The organism is Frigoribacterium sp. CFBP 8754, from assembly GCF_014841815.1.
Lineage (GTDB): Bacteria > Actinomycetota > Actinomycetes > Actinomycetales > Microbacteriaceae > Frigoribacterium > Frigoribacterium endophyticum.
This window is the reverse complement of the sequence record NZ_JACYUO010000005.1, coordinates 70,126-88,085: the sequence shown is the minus strand read 5'-3', so window position 1 is coordinate 88,085 and position 17,960 is coordinate 70,126. Positions and strand designations below refer to the sequence as shown.

The following is a 17,960-nucleotide window of genomic DNA, read 5'->3' as shown; positions in this document are numbered from 1 at the left end:
CCTCCTCGCCCCCGCCCGGGTGGTCGCTCGGCTGAGGGCGTGCGTCGTTCTGCGTGAGCGCCCTCAGTCGCGCGTGAGCAGGGAGTTGACGTAACGGTTGAGGCTGACGCCCTGACGAGCTGCGGCGATGGTCAAGCCGCGGTGCACGTCCGGCGTCGTCCTCAGACGGAACTCGCCGCTGAAGCGTCGCTCTCCGAACGGTGTCGGGACGTCTTCGCCGGAGGCGACGAGATCGTCGACGACGTCGGCCACGAGGCCGCGGAGCCCGGTCAGGGCTGCGTCCTGGTCGGCGTCGAGCCACGAGAGCGACGGGAACTCCGCCACCGTGGCGGCGTACTCCTGGTCCTCCGCAGACCAGGCCACCGCGTAGCTGTAGTGCCGCACCTCGGGGGTGTCGAGAACGATGCTCATCGTGACTCCATCTCGTCGATCGCTGCGAGTACCTGCTTGACCTGGTAGGCCTTCGCTCTGCCGGCATCGTCCTGGATGTTGACCCGAGGGTCTCCTCGCCAGGGTGTCCGGTAGATCGCGTGGCTGCCGCCCCTGCGTCGAGGGGGACCGAAGACGCCGTCGCAGACCTTCTCGAGGTCAGTGAACCTGACGTCGACGGGGTTGCGCCGCATGCTCTCGACGATCCTCCGCAACGAAGCCTTCATCTCGATGGTCCCATCTGTGGCACCACTAGGCAAGGATCGCGATGACGGCGATCACCCCGAGGACCACAGGAGTCGCGATCAGCGCCACGAGGGCGGGGCGGTGCAGCAGGGCGGGCACCGACCCCGGGGCCATCCCGTGCGCCTCCTTCCCGGTGAGGCGCTGCTCGGCCGGCACGACCGTGACGCCGGAGCGGGCGGCGACGTCGCCGAGCACCGCGCCGTCGAAGTAGGCGCCGCTGAGGCCGACGCGTTCGCCGCCCGGGCCGACGACCCCCAGCCACGGGATGCCCTGGACGCCCTGGGTCATCACGCAGAGCAGGCCGCGCTGCCGCCCGTCGAGCGCCACCGTGCTCGTGCGGCCGAGACGGCGGTAGCTCACCGACGTCGGCGTGACCGTGACCGTGGCGGTCCGCAGGAACACCGCGAAGCCGACCCCGGCCACAGCGAGGGCGACCACCACGGCGACGAGGCCCGACGGGCCCGAGCGCACCGCCACGAACAGCATCGCGGCCCCGAAGATGAGGGCACGCGTCTTCGCCGAGACCCAGAACGCCGCCCAGGTCGGCCGGTGCACGACGACGTCGGGCGTCGCTCCGGGAGTGAGGGGCGTGGGGGAGGGGTGCGAGTGGCTCACGGCTGCCTTCTTCCGAGGGATCACGAGTGATATGTGCCACACATCATACCGATCGGTCGGTCTCCGCCGCGACCGCGGGCATCGAGGTGCCCCGTCCTGGGCCCGCGACGCCTCGGAGGGCCCAGGACGGGGCACCTCGGCGCGGCGACGCGCCGTCGGCGCCGCTCGCGGCGCGTCCGCCGAAGTGCGGACACCGCGGCGGCCGCCGCCTAACGGCGGCCCGCCCCCGGCCGATAGTCCCCCCTGAGCAGCTCAGGACGAGCGCTCGCTCGCCCCACGGACGGTGGCGGGAGAACACAGACCTAGGACGGGCCGATGATCGTCGTCACGCGACTCAACGACAGCAGATTCGCTGTCAACCCAGACCTGATCGAGCGGATCCACGAGACGCCCGACACGACGCTGATCATGGTCGACGGGGCGAAGTACATCGTCACCGAGCCCATGGCCGAGGTGATCGAGATGATCGCCCGCTACCGCGCCCGCATCGTCGCCATCGCCTACGACGAGCCGCACGCCGCCGCCCCCGCGACGCAGCCCCTCGGCTCGCGCACGTCGACCGGCCCGCAGCTCGGCATCGTCCGTGGCTCGAGCGGCTCCGGCCTCGTCTCGCCCTTCCCGACGGCCGCGACCGCGACGGCCCCCACCGCCGCCCCCGCGACCACCACCCTGGAGCGTTGACGTGGACCCCGCGACGATAATCGGCATCCTGCTCGCCTTCGGTGCCCTCTTCGGCATGATCAAGCTCGAGGGCGTCCACGTCGAGGGCCTGCTGCTGCCGGCCCCGATGCTCCTCGTCTTCGGCGCCACCATCGCGGTCGGCATCGCCGGCACGACGATCAAGGACGCGCTGCTGAGCTTCAAGAAGATCCCGCACGCGTTCACCGGCAAGGTGATCCCGCCGCAGTCGGTCATCGACGAGATCGTGGCGCTCGCCGAGAAGGCGCGCAGCGAGGGCCTGCTCTCGCTCGAGGCCGAGGCCGAGAAGTCGACCGACCAGTTCATGAAGGGCGCGCTGCAGAACATCGCCGACGGCACCGACGGCGAGGAGCTCCGCATCCTGCTCGAGGACGAGATGGAGTCCCGCCTCGCTGCCGACCGCACCGCGAGCAAGTTCTTCAACAGCCTCGGCGGCTACGCCCCGACCGTCGGCATCATCGGCACCGTCGTCAGCCTCACCCACGTGCTCGAGAACCTGGCGTCGCCCGACGAGCTCGGCCCGCTGATCGCGGCCGCCTTCGTCGCGACCCTCTGGGGCCTCCTCAGCGCGAACTTCCTCTGGCTGCCGTTCGCCGGCCGCCTGAAGAAGCTCGCCGACCTCGACGAGGCGCGCATGACGCTGCTGATCGAGGGCGTCCTGGCCGTCCAGGCGGGCAGCCAGCCGCGCCTCCTCGGCGAGCGCCTCAAGGCCATGGTGCCGACCCACGCCCTGACCGACGCCAAGGGCAAGGGCGGCGCCAAGGGGGCGAAGGCGAAGGCCGGCGCCGACGACCAGGGGCTCGCGGCGTGAGCGGCAGCCGCGGCGGGCGGAAGAAGAAGGCCCACGCCGAGGAGGAGCACCCCGACGAGCGCTGGCTCGCCTCGTACATGGACATGGTCACCGTGCTGATGTGCATGTTCATCGTGCTGTTCGCGATGTCGAGCGTCGACCAGGACAAGTACATCGCGCTCCGCAACTCGCTCGCGACGGGCTTCGGCCAGACCGACGTCGGCAAGGTCGACAGCGCCTCGGGCACCGTGGTGCCGGCGAGCGACGTGACGGAGGAGGGCGAGGGCTACTCCGAGGGCGACGAGACCGACATGAGCAAGGCGGCAGCGTCGGGCGAGGCCCAGACCGCCGAGCAGGCGGCCGCGGCGCAGGCCCTGGCGCAGTCCGAGCTCGACGACCTGACCGCCATCAAGGAGGCCATCGCCGGCAACCTCGAGGGCTCCGGCCTCAGCGCCGACGTGCAGTTCGCGACCGACGCCCGCGGCCTGACCGTGCGGCTCGTCGGCTCCGAGACGTTCTTCGGCACGAACAGCGCCGACCTCAGCGGCGAGGCGACCCGGGTGATGGACGCGATCGCGCCCGTGCTCCGCGACAGCTCGCACGACGTCTCGGTCGAGGGGCACGCCGACCAGCGCAGCTCGACGGCGCCGTTCGCCACGAACTGGGAGCTCTCGTCGGCCCGGGCGACGCAGGTGCTCCGCGACCTCGTCGAGCGCGGCGGCCTGCCGGTCGAGCACGCCCAGGCCGTCGGCTTCGGCTCGTCGCGCCCGCTCGTGCAGGGCAGCACCGACGCCGACCTCGCGGCGAACCGCCGGGTCGACATCGTCGTGCTCTCCAACCAGAGCGACGACGTCAGCGCCCTGCTGCCGAAGCTCGAGCAGGCGGCCGAGGCAGCGGGAGGCGCGGTGACCGCGGGCAGGAACCCCGAGCCGGTCGCGCCCGCGGCCCCCGCGGAGGCCGCCGCGGCCCCGACGGAGAAGAAGGACGAGAAGAAGTCCGAGAAGAGCGAGAAGAAGGAGGAGTCGCACGACGAGGGGGCCCAGTCCGGGGGTCACTGACGACGCACCTCTAACGCGGTGACGGCACGGGCCGATAGGTCCGTCCGTGACCCTCCTCGACCCCGCCGTGACGAGCGCGCCCGCGTCGGCGCCCGCCGCCCCCGTGCCCGCCGCCGGGCCGGTCGCCCGGTCGGCGCGCCAGGTCGAGGTCTACGACTTCCGTCGCCCGACGACGCTCGCCCGCGAGCACTCGCGGGTGCTCGAGCTCGCCTTCGACACCTTCGCGCGCCAGTGGGGCACGCAGCTGACCGCCAAGGTCCGCGTGCTCTCGCAGGTCACCTGCGAGCACGTGCAGATGCTGACGTACGACGAGTACGCCTCGTCGCTGCCGGCGACGACCGCGATGGTGCTCTGCCCGCTCGAGGGCGTCGGCCCCAAGGCGGTCGTGCAGTTCCCGACCTCGGCCGCGCTCGGCTGGGTCAGCCACATGCTCGGCGCCTCCAAGCCGCACGCGATGCCCGACCGCACCTTCTCGCCCGTCGAGCAGGCCCTCGTGCGCCGCCTGATGGAGGACGCGCTCGACGACCTCCGCTACTCGTTCGGCTCGCTGCTCGTCGACGCGGTCTCGGTCGGCGGCTTCCAGTACAACTCGCAGTTCGCCCAGGCCGCGCAGAAGTCCGACCTGATGATCGTCGCGACGTTCGAGATCCGCGTCGGCGAGCGCACCGCCCTCGGCACCGTGGCCATCCCGGCCGAGGTGCTGCTGCCACAGCTCGGCGAGTCGAACCCGACCGTCGGCGCCGCCGACGCCCGTCGCCTGCTCGGCGCCCAGCTGGCCGCCGTGCCGGTGGGCGTCGCGCTCCAGCTGGCCCCCGCCTCCGTCCGCCCCGGCGTCGTGCTGGGCCTCGCCGTCGGCGACCTGCTGCCCCTGCCGCACCCGCGCTCGCGTCCGCTCGAGATCACCGTCGACGGCCAGTCCGTCGGCCGTGCCGCCGTCGGGGCCAACGGCTCCCGCCTCGCGGGCATCGTCGTCTCCACCTCCCTGACCGGCACCGAAGAAGGAACCTCATGACCGGCACGACCATCACCCTGCACACCGCCGCGGCGGAGGCGCTCGTCTCCGTGCTGCCGACGCCGTCGCCGCTCCGTGCCGTGCCGCTCGAGGCCGTCGTCGCCCAGGGCCGCCGCACGGCCGCGTCGAGCGTCGTCATGACCTCGTTCGTCGGCGCCGTCTCGGCCGACACCGCGCTCGTGCTCGTCGACATGGAGCAGCTGACCGCCGCCGCGGGCACCGACTCGCCCCTCGTCTCCGTCGGCGACGTGCTCCGCCCCGCCCTCGAGGCCGCGACCGGCGTGCTCGGCGTGGGCGTGCTCGGCGAGAGCCGGCGCGAGCCCGCCGACGCGCTGCTCGCCGACCCCGACACGGTGGTCTTCGACCTGACCGCCGCGGGGCAGCCCGCCGGCTGGTTCGCCATCCGCATCCGGGAAGGCGGCACCGTCGGGTCGAGCCCGGCCCGCGCCTCCTCGTCGCCCCTGTTCGACTCCGTCGCCGGCAACCTCGGCCGCATCAACAACGTCGAGATGGCCCTCACGGTCGAGATCGGCCGCACCCGCATGTCGGTGCGCGACGTGCTCGGCCTCGAGCCCGGCGCCGTCATCGAGCTCGACCGCTCGGCCGGCGCCCCCGCCGACGTGCTGCTCAACGGCCGCCTGATCGCGCACGGCGAGGTCGTCGTCGTCGACCAGGACTACGCCGTCCGCATCACCAAGATCCTCGACGTCGCCGACGGCCTGGTCTGACCGGTGGACACGCTCTTCGTCGCGCTGCGCGTCGCCCTCTCGCTGGGCGTCGTGCTCGCCCTGCTGTGGGTGCTGCAGAAGCGCCTCGTCAAGGGCGTCCGGGGGTCCGGCAAGTCGGCCGCCCCGGTCACCGTCGTCGCCCGCCAGGGCCTCGGCGCCAAGGCCAGCGTCGTCGTCGTCGACGTCGAGGGCGAGCGCCTCGTGCTCGGCGTCACCGAGTCGTCGGTCACGGTCCTCTCGGCCGCCGAGGTGCCCGGCCCCGCGCCGCTGGCGCTGGTGCCGGCCCCGGTCGCGCCCGTGACGGCCCCGCAGGAGGCGCGGGTCACCCCGATCGCCCCCCTCACCGCCCCGGCCCCCGCCGTGGTGCCCGCGCCCGCGCCGATGTCGTTCGAGGCCGTCCTCGCCACCCAGCCCCCGCTGCCCGTGGCCGCCGTCCCGGCCGCGTCGGCCGCCGCCGCCGCCGCGCAGACCCCCGTCGCCGTCGCCCCGGCTACCGAGCTCCTCCGCCCCCGCGGCGCCGCCCGCCGCGCCGCGACCGTCGCCTCCGCGTCGGCCACCGCCGCCCGCGCCCCGCGCGACCCGCGAGAGCGCCGCCGCGGCCGTGCCTCGACCCCGCTCGAGGGCTCGATCCTCGCCCCCGGCACGTGGCGCCAGGCGGCCGCGGCCCTGCGGGCCGGACGCGCCGGATGACCCGCGCCTCCCTCGTCCGCCCGACCCGCGCCTCCTTCGGCTCCGCGCTCGTCGCGCGGCTCGCCCCGACGCTGCACGACGGCCTGCGCGGCCGTGCCCTCGCCGGCGGGCCCACCCGCCGCAGCAGCTTCGTCTCGATCGACGCCGCCCCCGTGCGCTTCGCCGACACCCGCCTCGCCCGCATGGTCGTCGTCGGCCTGCTGGCGATGGTCGTGGCCTCGGCCCTCCTGATGCTGATCGGCCAGAGCGCCAGCGCCGCCCCGGCGCCCGCCCCCGTCTCGCCGGTGGCGCCGGTCGACCCGACCGCGCCCGCCGTCGGCAGCACCGACGGCACCGCCGGCACGACCCCCACCGACTACACCGACACCGACCAGACCGTCACCGACGGCACCGGCACGGGCGGCCTCGACATCGACATCACCGGCCCCGACGGCACGCCCAGCCAGGCGGTCGTCACGCTGATCGGCATCACGCTGCTGAGCGTGGCCCCGGCGCTGCTGCTGATGATGACGTCGTTCACGAAGATCTTCGTGGTGCTGGCGATGACCCGCAACGCGCTCGCGCTGCCGTCGATCCCGCCGAACCAGGTGCTCGCGGGCCTCGCGCTCTTCCTGAGCCTGTTCATCATGGCGCCGATCCTGGGGCACATCAACGACGACGCCGTGCAGCCCTACCTCTCGGGCCAGCTCGACCTGCAGGGCGCGATCGACGCCGGCTCGGCGCCGCTCCGCGAGTTCATGCTGGCGCACACCCGCGAGGAGGACCTCGCGCTGATGACCCGCTCGGCCGACCAGCCGAACCCCGCCGACCAGACCGACGTGCCGATGCTCACGCTCATCCCGTCGTTCATGATCAGCGAGCTGCGCGCCGCCTTCATCATCGGCTTCGTCATCTTCATCCCCTTCCTCGTCATCGACCTCGTCGTCAGCGCCGCGCTGATGTCGATGGGCATGATGATGCTCCCGCCGGTGATGATCTCGCTCCCCTTCAAGATCCTGCTGTTCGTGCTCGTCGACGGCTGGGGCCTCATCATCACGAGCCTGATCGAGAGCTACCAGGTGGGCAGCTGATGGACTCCAACGCCGTCCTCGACCTGTCGATGCAGGCGCTGATCATCACGGGCAAGCTCGCCGCCCCCGTGCTGATCACCTCCCTCGTCGTCGGCTTCGCGATCTCGCTCCTGCAGTCGATCACCCAGATCCAGGAGGTCACCCTCTCGTTCGTGCCGAAGGCCGTGGCGGTGGGAGTCGCCCTCATCGTCTGCGGGCACTGGATGATCTCCGAGATGGTCTCGTTCACGACGGCCGTCTTCGACCGCATCCCGCAGCTCCTCAGCGGCGGCTAGGCCCGACCGTGACCCTCGACCTCAGCTGGCTGGAGGCCACGATGCTGGCCGCCGTGCGCATGACCGCGTTCATCGTCATCGCGCCGCCGTTCTCCTACAAGGCCTTCCCCGGCCGCGTGAAGGCGATGCTCGGCGTGGGCCTCGGCCTCGCCGTCGCGCCGCGCGTGACGCCCGGGTACGAGTCGCTCGCCACCGGGCAGTTCGTCGTGGCGCTCGTGCTCGAGGTCGTCGTCGGCGGCGTGCTGGGGTTCCTGGTGTTCCTCGCGTTCTCGGCCGTCCAGGCCGCGGGCAGCCTGATCGACCTCTTCGGCGGCTTCACGCTCGCGCAGGCCTTCGACCCGCAGTCGATGGTGAACGGTGCGCAGTTCACCCGCCTCTTCCAGATGACGGCGCTGGCGCTGATGTTCGCGAGCGGCGGCTACCAGCTGCTGATCGGCGGGCTGACCCGCTCGTTCGACGCGTTCCCGCTCGGGCTCGGCATGGACCTCTCCCGCCCGGTCGAGATGATGGCGCACGGCGTCTCGCAGATGTTCCTCGCGACCCTGCAGATCGCCGGGCCCCTCGCCGTCGTGCTCTTCCTCGCCGACGTCGGGCTCGGGCTGCTCAGCCGCGTCGCCCCCGCGCTCAACGCCTACGCGATGGGCTTCCCGCTCAAGATCCTCATGACCGTGATGCTCGCGGGCGGCGTCTTCCTCGCCCTGCCCGGTGTCGTGCGCTCGCTGACCGGCGACGCCTCGAAGATGCTCCTGGGGGTGGGGTAGCCGTGGCCGACGACTCCGGCGAGAAGACCGAGGCCGCGACCGACAAGCGGATGAAGGAGGTGCACTCCAAGGGCCAGCTGTCGCGCTCGCAGGACCTCAGCGCGTGGATCGGAGTCGGCGCCGCCGCGGTCATGATCCCCAGCACCATCCAGCGCGGGGCCGAGGCCGGCACCGACCAGCTCTTCTCGATCGGCGAGATCATCCGCCACCCCGACGACACCACCGTCGTCGCCCTCCTCGGCGACGGCGTGGGGTCGATGGCGGCGACCATCGCGCCCATGCTGGCCGTCGTCGGCGTCGCCGTGCTCGTCACCGCGATCGTGCAGGGCGGCGTCCACATCAAGCGGATGACCGGCAACTACGAGCAGTTCAACCTCCTCAACGGCATCAAGAACACCTTCGGCACCCAGGCCCTCTGGAACGGCGCGAAGGCCCTGATCAAGACCGCCGTCGTCGGCGTCGTGCTCTGGATGGCCATCCAGGGCCTGATGCCCGTGCTGATGAGCGGCGGCGGCCTCAGCGTCTCCGCGCTGCTCGCCGAGGCCGAGGCCGGCACGGGCATCCTGCTCCGCGCCGCCATCGTGGCCGGGCTGCTGCTCGCCGCCGCCGACGTCTTCGTCGTCATGCGCCGCAACCGCAAGAAGACCCGCATGACCAAGAAGGAGGTGCGCGACGAGAGCAAGAGCAGCGACGGCGACCCCCTGGTCAAGTCGCAGCGCCGCTCGCGTCAGCTCGCCATGAGCCGCAACCGCATGATGGGCGCGATCGTCGACGCCGACGTCGTCATGGTCAACCCGACCGACTACGCCGTCGCGCTCCGCTACGAGCCCGGCAAGTCTGCGCCCCGCGTCGTCGCCAAGGGCGCCGGCGCCGTCGCCGCCGCGATCCGTGCCCGCGCCGAGGAGTCGGGCGTGCCGCTCGTCCGCGACGTCCCCCTGACCCGTGCCCTGCACGCGTCCTGCGGCCTCGGCGACGAGATCCCGGTCGACCTCTACACGCCGGTCGCGCGCGTGCTGACCTTCGTGATGGCCCTCCAGGCCCGCGGGGCGTCCGCCGTCGCCGGCACCCACGCCAACCCCCGCCCCACCACCCCCGACGAGGTCGCCGGCGTGCTCACGCCCGGCTCGCTCGAGGCCGACGCGATGCCCCGCCGCCTGCGGGTCGCGCGCGACGCCGCCTCCCGCACCGCGCCTCCGGCCGGTGCCCCCACTGCTCCCCGTCCGTCCGTCACCGGAGGAACCGCCTGATGAAGAAGACACTCCCCAAGCTCGCCGTGCCCGTCGGCGTGGTCGCGATCGTGCTGCTGCTCGTCGTGCCCGTGCCGGCCCCGATGCTCGACGTGCTGATCATCTGCAACATCCTGCTCGCGCTGGTGATCCTGCTGACGACGCTCTTCGTGAAGAAGCCGCTCGACTTCTCGGTCTTCCCGTCGCTGCTGCTCGTCGCGACGCTGTTCCGCCTCGGCCTCAACGTCGCGTCGACGCGCCTCGTGCTCGGCGAGGGCTTCGCCGGCCACGTCATCGAGGCGTTCGGCCACGTGGCGGTGAGCGGCTCGATCATCATCGGCGCCGTCATCTTCTGCATCCTGGTCATCATCCAGTTCGTCGTCGTCACCAAGGGCGCCGAGCGCGTCGCCGAGGTCGGCGCGCGCTTCACCCTCGACGCGATGCCCGGCAAGCAGATGGCCATCGACGCCGACCTCAACGCGGGCCTGATCACCGACGAGGTCGCCAAGCAGCGCCGCGCCGACGTCAGCGCCGAGGCCGACTTCTACGGCGCGATGGACGGCGCGTCGAAGTTCGTCAAGGGCGACGCGATCGCGGGCATCTTGATCATCGTCATCAACCTGATCGGCGGCATCGCCATCGGCGTGCTGCAGAACGGCATGGAGCCCGCCGACGCCCTCGGCCACTACGGCCTGCTCACCATCGGCGACGGCCTCGTCACGCAGATCCCCGCGCTGCTGATGGCGGTCAGCACCGGCATGATCGTCACCCGCTCGGGCGCCGACAGCGACATGGGCTCGCAGGCGGCGGCGCAGCTCGGGCAGTCGCGCATCGCGATCGCCATCGCGGGCGTCGCGGCGATCGGCATGGGGTTCATCCCCGGCATGCCGATCATCCCCTTCCTCGTCATCGGCGCGACGCTGCTGATCATCGCCCAGCGCCTCAGCACGAAGGCGAAGGCCGAGGAGGCGCGGGCGGCCCTCGAGGCCGAGGTCGCGCCCCCGGCCCCCACCGACACCACGGAGGACCTCCTCGAGCAGATGCGCGTCCACGCCCTCGAGATCCTGCTCGCGCCCGACCTGGTCGACATGGTCAGCGGGGCCTCGGACGACCTGCTCGGCCGCGTCAAGGCGCTGCGCCGCAAGATCGCCGTCGACATGGGCATCGTCGTGCCGCCCGTCCGCACCCGCGACAGCGTCGACCTGCCGCCGTCGACCTACTCGATCCGCATCGCCGGCGTCGAGGCGGGCCGCGGCCAGGCGCCCGCCCGCTCGGTGCTCGCCCTCGGCGACCAGCTCGACTCGCTGCCCGGCACGGTCACGATCGAGCCCGTCTTCGGCCTCGCCGGCAAGTGGGTGCCGGCCGAGATGCGCCACAGCGCCGAGATGACCGGCGCGACCGTCATCGACCGCGTCTCGGTGCTCGTCACGCACCTCTCGTCGATCATCGGCGACAACGCCGCCCGCCTCCTCAGCCGCGAGGACGTCCGCGTGCTCACCGAGGGCGTCAAGCAGGTCAACGCCGCCGCCGTCGACGACCTCGTGCCGAGCATGCTGTCGCTCGCCGAGCTGCAGCGCGTGCTGCAGGGGCTGCTCGCCGAGCGCATCCCGATCAACGACCTCGCGCGCATCTGTGAGGGGCTGACGCTCCGCGCCAAGCAGTCGACCGACCCGGAGGGGCTGATCGAGGCGGCCCGCGCCTCCCTCGGGCCCGCGCTCACCGCGCGCTACCTCGACGGGGCCGTGCTGCGCGTCATCATGATCGACCCGGGCCTCGAGCAGTCGATGCTCGAGGGGCTGCGGCCGAGCGACCAGGGCACGCAGATCCTGCTCGACGGCCACCGCGTCGAGCAGGTGCTCGGCTCGCTGCGCGACTCGGTCGCGAGCGTCGAGGCCCAGGGCCTCAGCGCGGTGCTCGTCTGCGCGCCCGCGCTCCGCCCCGCCATCCACCGGCTCGTGTCGGCGCAGCAGAACGGCCTGCCGGTGCTGTCGTACCAGGAGGCCACGGCCGCCGGCTCGACCATCGAGACCGTCGGCGTCGTCCGCGCGGCCGACCCGATCACGGCGGCCTGACGTGGCGCGCAGGGTGCAGATGAGCGGGGAGTCGCTCGAGCAGCTCGCCGCCGAGGCCCGCGCGGTGCACGGGCCCGGAGCCCGCGTCGTCGCCGCCCAGAAGGTGACCGTCGGGGGAGTGGGCGGCCTGTTCGCCCGCAAGCACTACGAGGTGACCGTCGAGGTGCCCGACCCGGCCACCGACCGCCCGGTCGCCCGGGTGACCATCACCCAGCCCGCCTCGCGGGCGGGCATCGCGGCGCTCCTCGCCGATGCCGACGCGGCGGACGGCTTCGACGACGGGGCCCGCCCCGGCCCCGCGGCCGCCGCCCCCTCACCCGCGCGGGACCCCTTCGACGAGGTGCTCGCCGGCGGGGGAGCCGGCCGGCGCCCCGCACCCGAGGTCGTCGTGCTGCCGCGCGCCGCCGACGCGGGCGCCGTCGACAGCCCCCGTCGCGCCGCCCGTGCCGCCGCGGCCGCCGCCTCCGCCGCGGGCGCGACCACCGCCTCCTCGTCGACCGCCGGAGGCGCGGTGCCGGCCCCGTCGCCGGCCGACGTCTCGACCCGCACCGACGCGTTCGCCGACATCATGGACGACTTCACCTTCAACGGCATCGCGGTCGACCCCGTCGTCGCCCCCGCCGCCGCCGACGACGCCCGGCCGGGCCCGCTGACCACCGCCGCGGAGTTCCTCGCCGCGGCCGCCGCCACCACGTCGCCCGCGCTCGCCGCGGCCGGGCAGGCCGACCTGCCGGCCGCTCCGGGGCTGCTGCGCGGCGCCGGCGACCTCGTCGTCGTCGTGGGCCGCCCGGGCGACGCGTTCCGGGTGGCGGCGCAGATGGCGTCGGCGTTCGGGCTGCGCTCGGTCGACGTCTCCGACCGCCGCAGCGCCATCCTCGCCCGGGCCACCGGGGTGCACGAGGGCTCGTCGGTCGTCACCGCCCTCGCGTGGGACGACGACGCCCCTGAGGCGCTCCGCTCGATCGGCGCCGACCAGCTCTGGGTCGCCGTCGACGTGGGCCGCAAGCACGACGACACGGCGCGCTGGGTCGAGGCCGTCCGCGCGGTGCAGCCCGTCGCGGCCGTCGCGGTCGTCGGCGCGCAGGACACGGCGACCCCCGGCACGGTGCACCTGCTCGGCGTGCCGGTGGGGTGGCGCGAGTAGCCAGCGACCCTCACGTCGCTAAGCTGGCCCGATGCTGGTGTTGACGCGCAAGGTCGGGGAGCGGATCCTCATCGGTGACGACATCGTCATCACCGTCCTCGACTCCCGGGGCGAGGGCGTGCGCATCGGCATCGACGCCCCCCGCGGCGTGAAGATCCAGCGCGAGGAGGTCGTCCAGGCGGTCTCCGAGGCAAACGTCGCGGCGGCCGCGGCCCCCGACGACGCCGAGGCCCGCCTCCGCGCCGCGCTCGGTGCCCCCGCGCCCCGCGCCGACCAGTAGCCGCCGCGCGCTCGGCGCGCCCGCGCCCGCGCCGACCAGTAGGCCCGCTGCCCCCGCCCGCGCCCGCTCGGCCCGCGAGACACCACGTTCTCGCACCGGAACCCCGCCGCGGCGTGGTTCCCGTGCGAAGACGTGGTGCCTCGCCGTGACGGACGGTCAGCGCGCCCCGAACACGCTCCGCGACGGCTCGGGCGACGGCACCGCCGTCGCGTCGGTGACCACGGGGGCGCCGGCGACGAAGTCGCGCAGCTCGCGGCCGTGCACGACCTTGGCCGGCAGCGGGTCCGACGAGTAGAGCCGCGGCATGCGGTCGGTCGGCAGCGGCGACGGCGAGCCGATCAGCACGACGTTCCCGAACCGCCGGCCCTTGAGGGTCGCCGGGTCGGCGACGGCGGCGACGTGGTCGAAGACGGTCGAGAGCGTCGACGCCTGGCCGCGGGCGAAGGCGAGCCCGGCCCCGTCGGCGGAGTTGACGATCAGCATGCCGGTGGGGGAGAGGAACTCCGCCGCGGCCGAGTAGAACTCGAGCGAGGTCACGTGGGCGGGGATGCGCGAGCCGCCGAAGACGTCGACGACGAGCAGGTCGACCGTGCCGCGCAGGCCGGCCGGCAGCTTCAGCATCACCTCGCGGGCGTCGCCGTAGCGGACCCTGATGGAGGCGCCCCTCGGCAGCGGCAGCTTCTCGCGCACCAGCGCCACGAGGTCCGCCTCGAGCTCGACCACCTGCTGTCGCGACCCCGGGCGGGTGGCCTCCACGTAGCGGGGCAGCGTCAGCGCGCCGGCTCCGAGGTGCAGCGCCGTGACCGGCCCCTCGGGCAGCAGGTCGATGGCGTGGCCGATGCGCCGCACGTACTCGAAGGCGAGGTGGGTGGGGTCGTCGAGGTCGACGTGCGACTGCGGGGTGCCGTCGACGACGAGCGTGAACGCGCCGGGTCGGTGGCGGTCCTCGTCGACGCGGGCGAGGCCGGCGCCGATGGTGATCTCGCCGGAGGGGTCGTCGTGCGCAGCAGCCATGTGGCCCAGCTTCCCACCCCTCGGGGGCGGGAACACACGGGCCGCTCCCGCGTTATACCGAAGGTTCCGCTGAGAGTCAACGACAGGGCTTGCCAGGCGTGTCCCGGCTGCATAGTATTGACCTTTGCGCTCCCCGTGCGTCCCGTCGTCATATTGCGGTCGACGACGCACCTCGAGACGGCCTCCGAATATCGCGGCGGGGGCGCGTCCGGTCGTCGGAACGGGCTGGTCCTCGGACTGTACGCCCCGACGGCTCCGGGAGGGCCGTTCAACCACTCACTCATACTGTCCGACAGTGATGACCCGACGGGGTCCACGGAGGTTACTTCCTTGGCTGCTGCGAACACCGCAAACACCAACTCACCCAAGAACGGCCGTGGCGCATCGCGCCTCTCGTTCGCCAAGATCACCGACACGCTGACGGTCCCCGACCTCCTGGCGCTCCAGACCGAGAGCTTCGACTGGCTCGTCGGCAACGACATCTGGAAGCAGCGCCTTGCCGAGGCCACCGAGCAGGGTCGCACCGACCTCGCCCTCCACTCCGGCCTGGAGGAGATCTTCGAGGAGATCTCCCCGATCGAGGACCTCGGCGAGACGATGCAGCTGTCGTTCACCGCGCCCGAGCTCGAAGACCCCAAGTACTCGATCGACGAGTGCAAGGAGCGCGGCAAGACCTACGCCGCCCCCCTCTACGTCAACGCCGAGTTCATGAACCACCTCACGGGTGAGATCAAGACGCAGACCGTGTTCATGGGCGACTTCCCGCTCATGACCGAGCGCGGCACGTTCATCATCAACGGCACCGAGCGCGTCGTCGTGTCGCAGCTGGTCCGCAGCCCCGGCGTCTACTTCGAGCGCGCCTCCGACAAGACCTCCGACAAGGACATCTACTCGGCCCGCGTCATCCCGAGCCGCGGTGCCTGGCTCGAGTTCGAGATCGACAAGCGCGACCAGGTCGGCGTCCGCATCGACCGCAAGCGCAAGCAGAGCGTCACCGTCTTCCTCAAGGCCCTCGGCCTGACGAGCGAAGAGATCACGGAGAAGTTCAAGGGCTTCGCGTCCATCGAGGCCACCCTCGAGAAGGACGCCATCCTCACGAAGGAAGAGGCCCTCAAGGACATCTACCGCAAGCTCCGTCCCGGCGAGCAGGTCGCGGCCGAGGCCGCGCGTGCGCTCCTCGACAACTTCTACTTCAACCCGAAGCGCTACGACCTGGCGAAGGTGGGTCGCTACAAGATCAACCGCAAGCTCGGCATCGACGCGCCCCTCGGCGACTCGGTCCTGACCGTCGACGACATCGTCGCGACGATCAAGTACCTCGTCTCGCTGCACGCCGAGGAGAAGACGATCGACGGCACGCGCGACGGCAACGCCGTCGAGCTCCGCCTCGACGTCGACGACATCGACCACTTCGGCAACCGTCGCATCCGCGCGGTCGGCGAGCTGATCCAGAACCAGGTCCGCACCGGTCTCTCCCGCATGGAGCGCGTCGTCCGCGAGCGCATGACCACTCAAGACATCGAAGCGATCACCCCGCAGACCCTGATCAACGTGCGCCCCGTCGTCGCCGCGATCAAGGAGTTCTTCGGCACCTCGCAGCTGTCGCAGTTCATGGACCAGAACAACCCGCTCTCGGGCCTGACGCACAAGCGTCGCCTCTCGGCCCTCGGGCCGGGCGGTCTCTCCCGTGAGCGCGCCGGCGTCGAGGTGCGAGACGTGCACCCCTCGCACTACGGCCGCATGTGCCCGATCGAGACCCCGGAAGGCCCGAACATCGGCCTGATCGGCTCGCTCGCCTCGTTCGCGCGCATCAACTCGTTCGGCTTCATCGAGACCCCCTACCGCCGGGTCGAGGCCGGTCACGTCACCGCGACGATCGACTACCTCACCGCGTCGGAGGAGGACGACTACGTCGTCGCCCAGGCGAACGCCCCCCTCACCGACGGCTTCGACTTCGTCGACGACAAGGTGCTCGTCCGCAAGAAGGGCGGCGAGGTGGAGCTCGTCGCCAAGGACGAGGTCGACTACATGGACGTCTCGCCGCGCCAGATGGTGTCGGTCGCGACCTCGCTCATCCCGTTCCTCGAGCACGACGACGCGAACCGCGCCCTCATGGGCGCCAACATGCAGCGCCAGGCCGTCCCGCTGGTCCGCAGCGAGAGCCCCCTGGTCGGCACCGGCATGGAGGGCTACACCGCGATCGACGCCGGTGACGTCGTCACCGCCGACGCCGCGGGCGTCGTCACCGAGGTCTCGGCCGACGTGGTCGTGGTCCAGCTCGACGAGGGCGGCACGCAGGAGTACTACCTGCGCAAGTTCGACCGCTCGAACCAGGGCGCCAGCTACAACCACCGCGTGATCGTCGACGCCGGTCAGCGCATCGAGGTCGGCGAGGTCATCGCCGACGGCCCGGCGACGGAGAACGGCGAGCTCGCGCTCGGCAAGAACCTCCTCGTCGCGTTCATGCCGTGGGAGGGCTACAACTACGAGGACGCGATGATCCTGTCGCAGAACCTCATCAAGGACGACACGCTCTCCTCGATCCACATCGAGGAGTACGAGGTCGACGCCCGCGACACGAAGCTCGGCAAGGAGGAGATCACCCGTGACCTCCCCAACGTCAGCCCGGACCTGCTGGCCGACCTCGACGAGCGCGGCATCATCCGCATCGGCGCCGAGGTCCGCCCCGGCGACATCCTCGTGGGCAAGGTCACGCCGAAGGGCGAGACCGAGCTCAGCGCCGAGGAGCGCCTGCTGCGCGCGATCTTCAACGAGAAGAGCCGTGAGGTCCGCGACACGTCCCTGAAGGTGCCCCACGGCGAGCAGGGAACGGTCATCGGCGTCAAGGTCTTCGACTCGCAGGACGGCGACGACGAGCTCGGCTCGGGCGTCAACCAGCGCGTGGTCGTGTTCATCGCCCAGAAGCGCAAGATCACCGCGGGCGACAAGCTCGCCGGCCGCCACGGCAACAAGGGCGTCATCTCGACGATCCTCCCCGTGGAGGACATGCCCTTCCTCGAGGACGGCACGCCGGTCGACATCATCCTCAACCCGCTCGGCGTCCCCGGTCGAATGAACTTCGGCCAGGTGCTCGAGATCCACCTCGGGTGGATCGCCGCGCAGGGCTGGAACGTCGAGGGCGTCCAGGAGTGGGCCAAGAACCTGCCCCCGGAGGCGCTCAGCGCCGCTCCCGGCACCAAGGTCGCCACCCCGGTGTTCGACGGCGCCGCGGAGCGCGAGATCGAGGGCCTCCTCGACTCGACCCTGCCGACCCGTGACGGCGACCGCCTGATCGGCTCGTCCGGCAAGGCGCGCCTGTTCGACGGTCGTTCGGGTGAGCCGTTCCCGAACCCCATCTCGGTCGGGTACATGTACATCCTGAAGCTGCACCACCTCGTCGACGACAAGATCCACGCTCGGTCGACGGGCCCCTACTCGATGATCACGCAGCAGCCGCTGGGTGGTAAGGCGCAGTTCGGCGGACAGCGCTTCGGAGAGATGGAGGTGTGGGCCCTCGAGGCCTACGGCGCCGCGTACGCGCTGCAGGAGCTCCTGACGATCAAGTCCGACGACATCCTCGGCCGCGTGAAGGTCTACGAGGCGATCGTCAAGGGCGAGAACATCCAGGAGCCCGGCATCCCGGAGAGCTTCAAGGTCCTCATCAAGGAGATGCAGTCGCTCTGCCTGAACGTCGAGGTCCTCTCGGCCGACGGCCAGACGGTCAGCCTGCGCGACACGGACGACGAGGTCTTCCGTGCCGCCGAAGAGCTCGGCATCAACATCTCCTCGCGCTTCGAGTCGTCGAACGTCGACGAAATCTGAGCCCCCTCCCACAACGACACGTCGAATCT

Annotated in this window: 18 protein-coding genes; 14 read left to right on the top strand and 4 right to left on the bottom strand. The window is 72.0% G+C overall.

What is annotated here, in order from left to right; genetic code table 11:
* Positions 1-63: 63 nt before the first annotated feature.
* The 3 genes from IFT72_RS13345 to IFT72_RS13335 are packed head-to-tail and all read right to left on the bottom strand — an operon-like array spanning position 64 to position 1,290.
* A complete protein-coding gene (locus IFT72_RS13345; RefSeq protein WP_056057490.1) occupies positions 64-411 on the bottom strand; it encodes a type II toxin-antitoxin system HicB family antitoxin in 348 nt (115 codons plus the stop codon).
* Entirely contained in the window at positions 408-656 is a 249-nt protein-coding gene (locus IFT72_RS13340) for a toxin HicA (RefSeq protein ID WP_167260434.1), read from the bottom strand. Before IFT72_RS13340 ends, IFT72_RS13345 begins: the two co-directional genes overlap by 4 nt.
* 25 nt (positions 657-681) lie before the next feature.
* A complete protein-coding gene (locus tag IFT72_RS13335; RefSeq protein WP_185230416.1) occupies positions 682-1,290 on the bottom strand; it encodes a hypothetical protein in 609 nt (202 codons plus the stop codon).
* 315 nt (positions 1,291-1,605) lie between these two features.
* Here IFT72_RS13335 and IFT72_RS13330 point away from each other — a divergent pair, with 315 nt between their 5' ends.
* The 13 genes from IFT72_RS13330 (at position 1,606) to csrA (ending at position 13,095) form a co-directional block, all read left to right on the top strand.
* Positions 1,606-1,971 carry a flagellar FlbD family protein gene (locus IFT72_RS13330; RefSeq protein ID WP_192046723.1) on the top strand — a complete coding sequence of 122 codons (366 nt, stop codon included), beginning with the start codon at positions 1,606-1,608 and terminating at the stop codon, positions 1,969-1,971.
* 1 nt (position 1,972) lies between these two features.
* Positions 1,973-2,800, top strand: coding sequence for a motility protein A (locus IFT72_RS13325; protein ID WP_056057484.1), 828 nt, complete (start codon positions 1,973-1,975; stop codon positions 2,798-2,800).
* On the top strand, positions 2,797-3,837 hold the full coding sequence (locus IFT72_RS13320; protein ID WP_082514613.1) for a flagellar motor protein MotB: 1,041 nt from the start codon (positions 2,797-2,799) through the stop codon (positions 3,835-3,837). The genes IFT72_RS13325 and IFT72_RS13320 overlap by 4 nt, the downstream gene beginning before the upstream one ends.
* Before the next feature lie 46 nt (positions 3,838-3,883).
* The gene (locus IFT72_RS16725; protein WP_371741298.1) at positions 3,884-4,849 is read left to right on the top strand and encodes a flagellar motor switch protein FliM; all 966 of its coding nucleotides are present in this window, start codon (positions 3,884-3,886) and stop codon (positions 4,847-4,849) included.
* Entirely contained in the window at positions 4,846-5,577 is a 732-nt protein-coding gene (gene fliN, locus IFT72_RS13310) for a flagellar motor switch protein FliN (RefSeq protein ID WP_056057482.1), read from the top strand. The genes IFT72_RS16725 and fliN overlap by 4 nt, the downstream gene beginning before the upstream one ends.
* A gap of 3 nt (positions 5,578-5,580) precedes the next feature.
* The gene (locus IFT72_RS15710; RefSeq protein ID WP_197981518.1) at positions 5,581-6,267 is read left to right on the top strand and encodes a flagellar biosynthetic protein FliO; all 687 of its coding nucleotides are present in this window, start codon (positions 5,581-5,583) and stop codon (positions 6,265-6,267) included.
* 182 nt (positions 6,268-6,449) lie between these two features.
* Positions 6,450-7,337, top strand: a complete 888-nt coding sequence (gene fliP, locus IFT72_RS13300; RefSeq protein ID WP_244634544.1) for a flagellar type III secretion system pore protein FliP — start codon at positions 6,450-6,452, stop codon at positions 7,335-7,337.
* A complete protein-coding gene (gene fliQ / locus IFT72_RS13295) occupies positions 7,337-7,612 on the top strand; it encodes a flagellar biosynthesis protein FliQ (RefSeq protein ID WP_056057474.1) in 276 nt (91 codons plus the stop codon). Before fliP ends, fliQ begins: the two co-directional genes overlap by 1 nt.
* 41 nt (positions 7,613-7,653) lie before the next feature.
* Positions 7,654-8,373: a flagellar biosynthetic protein FliR gene (locus IFT72_RS13290; RefSeq protein WP_167261376.1), complete on the top strand. Its 720-nt coding sequence runs from the start codon at positions 7,654-7,656 to the stop codon at positions 8,371-8,373.
* Positions 8,374-8,423: 50 nt separating this feature from the next.
* Positions 8,424-9,620, top strand: coding sequence for a flagellar biosynthesis protein FlhB (locus IFT72_RS13285; RefSeq protein WP_167261374.1), 1,197 nt, complete (start codon positions 8,424-8,426; stop codon positions 9,618-9,620).
* Entirely contained in the window at positions 9,620-11,671 is a 2,052-nt protein-coding gene (locus IFT72_RS13280) for a flagellar biosynthesis protein FlhA (protein WP_185233908.1), read from the top strand. Before IFT72_RS13285 ends, IFT72_RS13280 begins: the two co-directional genes overlap by 1 nt.
* 19 nt (positions 11,672-11,690) lie before the next feature.
* Positions 11,691-12,815: a hypothetical protein gene (locus IFT72_RS13275; protein ID WP_192046722.1), complete on the top strand. Its 1,125-nt coding sequence runs from the start codon at positions 11,691-11,693 to the stop codon at positions 12,813-12,815.
* A 31-nt stretch (positions 12,816-12,846) separates the two neighbouring features.
* Complete coding sequence (gene csrA, locus IFT72_RS13270) at positions 12,847-13,095, top strand: carbon storage regulator CsrA (RefSeq protein WP_056057467.1); 249 nt, start codon at positions 12,847-12,849, stop codon at positions 13,093-13,095.
* Positions 13,096-13,251: 156 nt separating this feature from the next.
* Here csrA and IFT72_RS13265 read toward each other — a convergent pair whose 3' ends face one another.
* On the bottom strand, positions 13,252-14,109 hold the full coding sequence (locus IFT72_RS13265) for a spermidine synthase (RefSeq protein ID WP_056057464.1): 858 nt from the start codon (positions 14,107-14,109) through the stop codon (positions 13,252-13,254).
* A 330-nt stretch (positions 14,110-14,439) separates the two neighbouring features.
* Here IFT72_RS13265 and rpoB point away from each other — a divergent pair, with 330 nt between their 5' ends.
* The gene (gene rpoB / locus IFT72_RS13260; RefSeq protein WP_056057461.1) at positions 14,440-17,931 is read left to right on the top strand and encodes a DNA-directed RNA polymerase subunit beta; all 3,492 of its coding nucleotides are present in this window, start codon (positions 14,440-14,442) and stop codon (positions 17,929-17,931) included.
* The last annotated feature ends 29 nt before the right edge of the window (positions 17,932-17,960 follow it).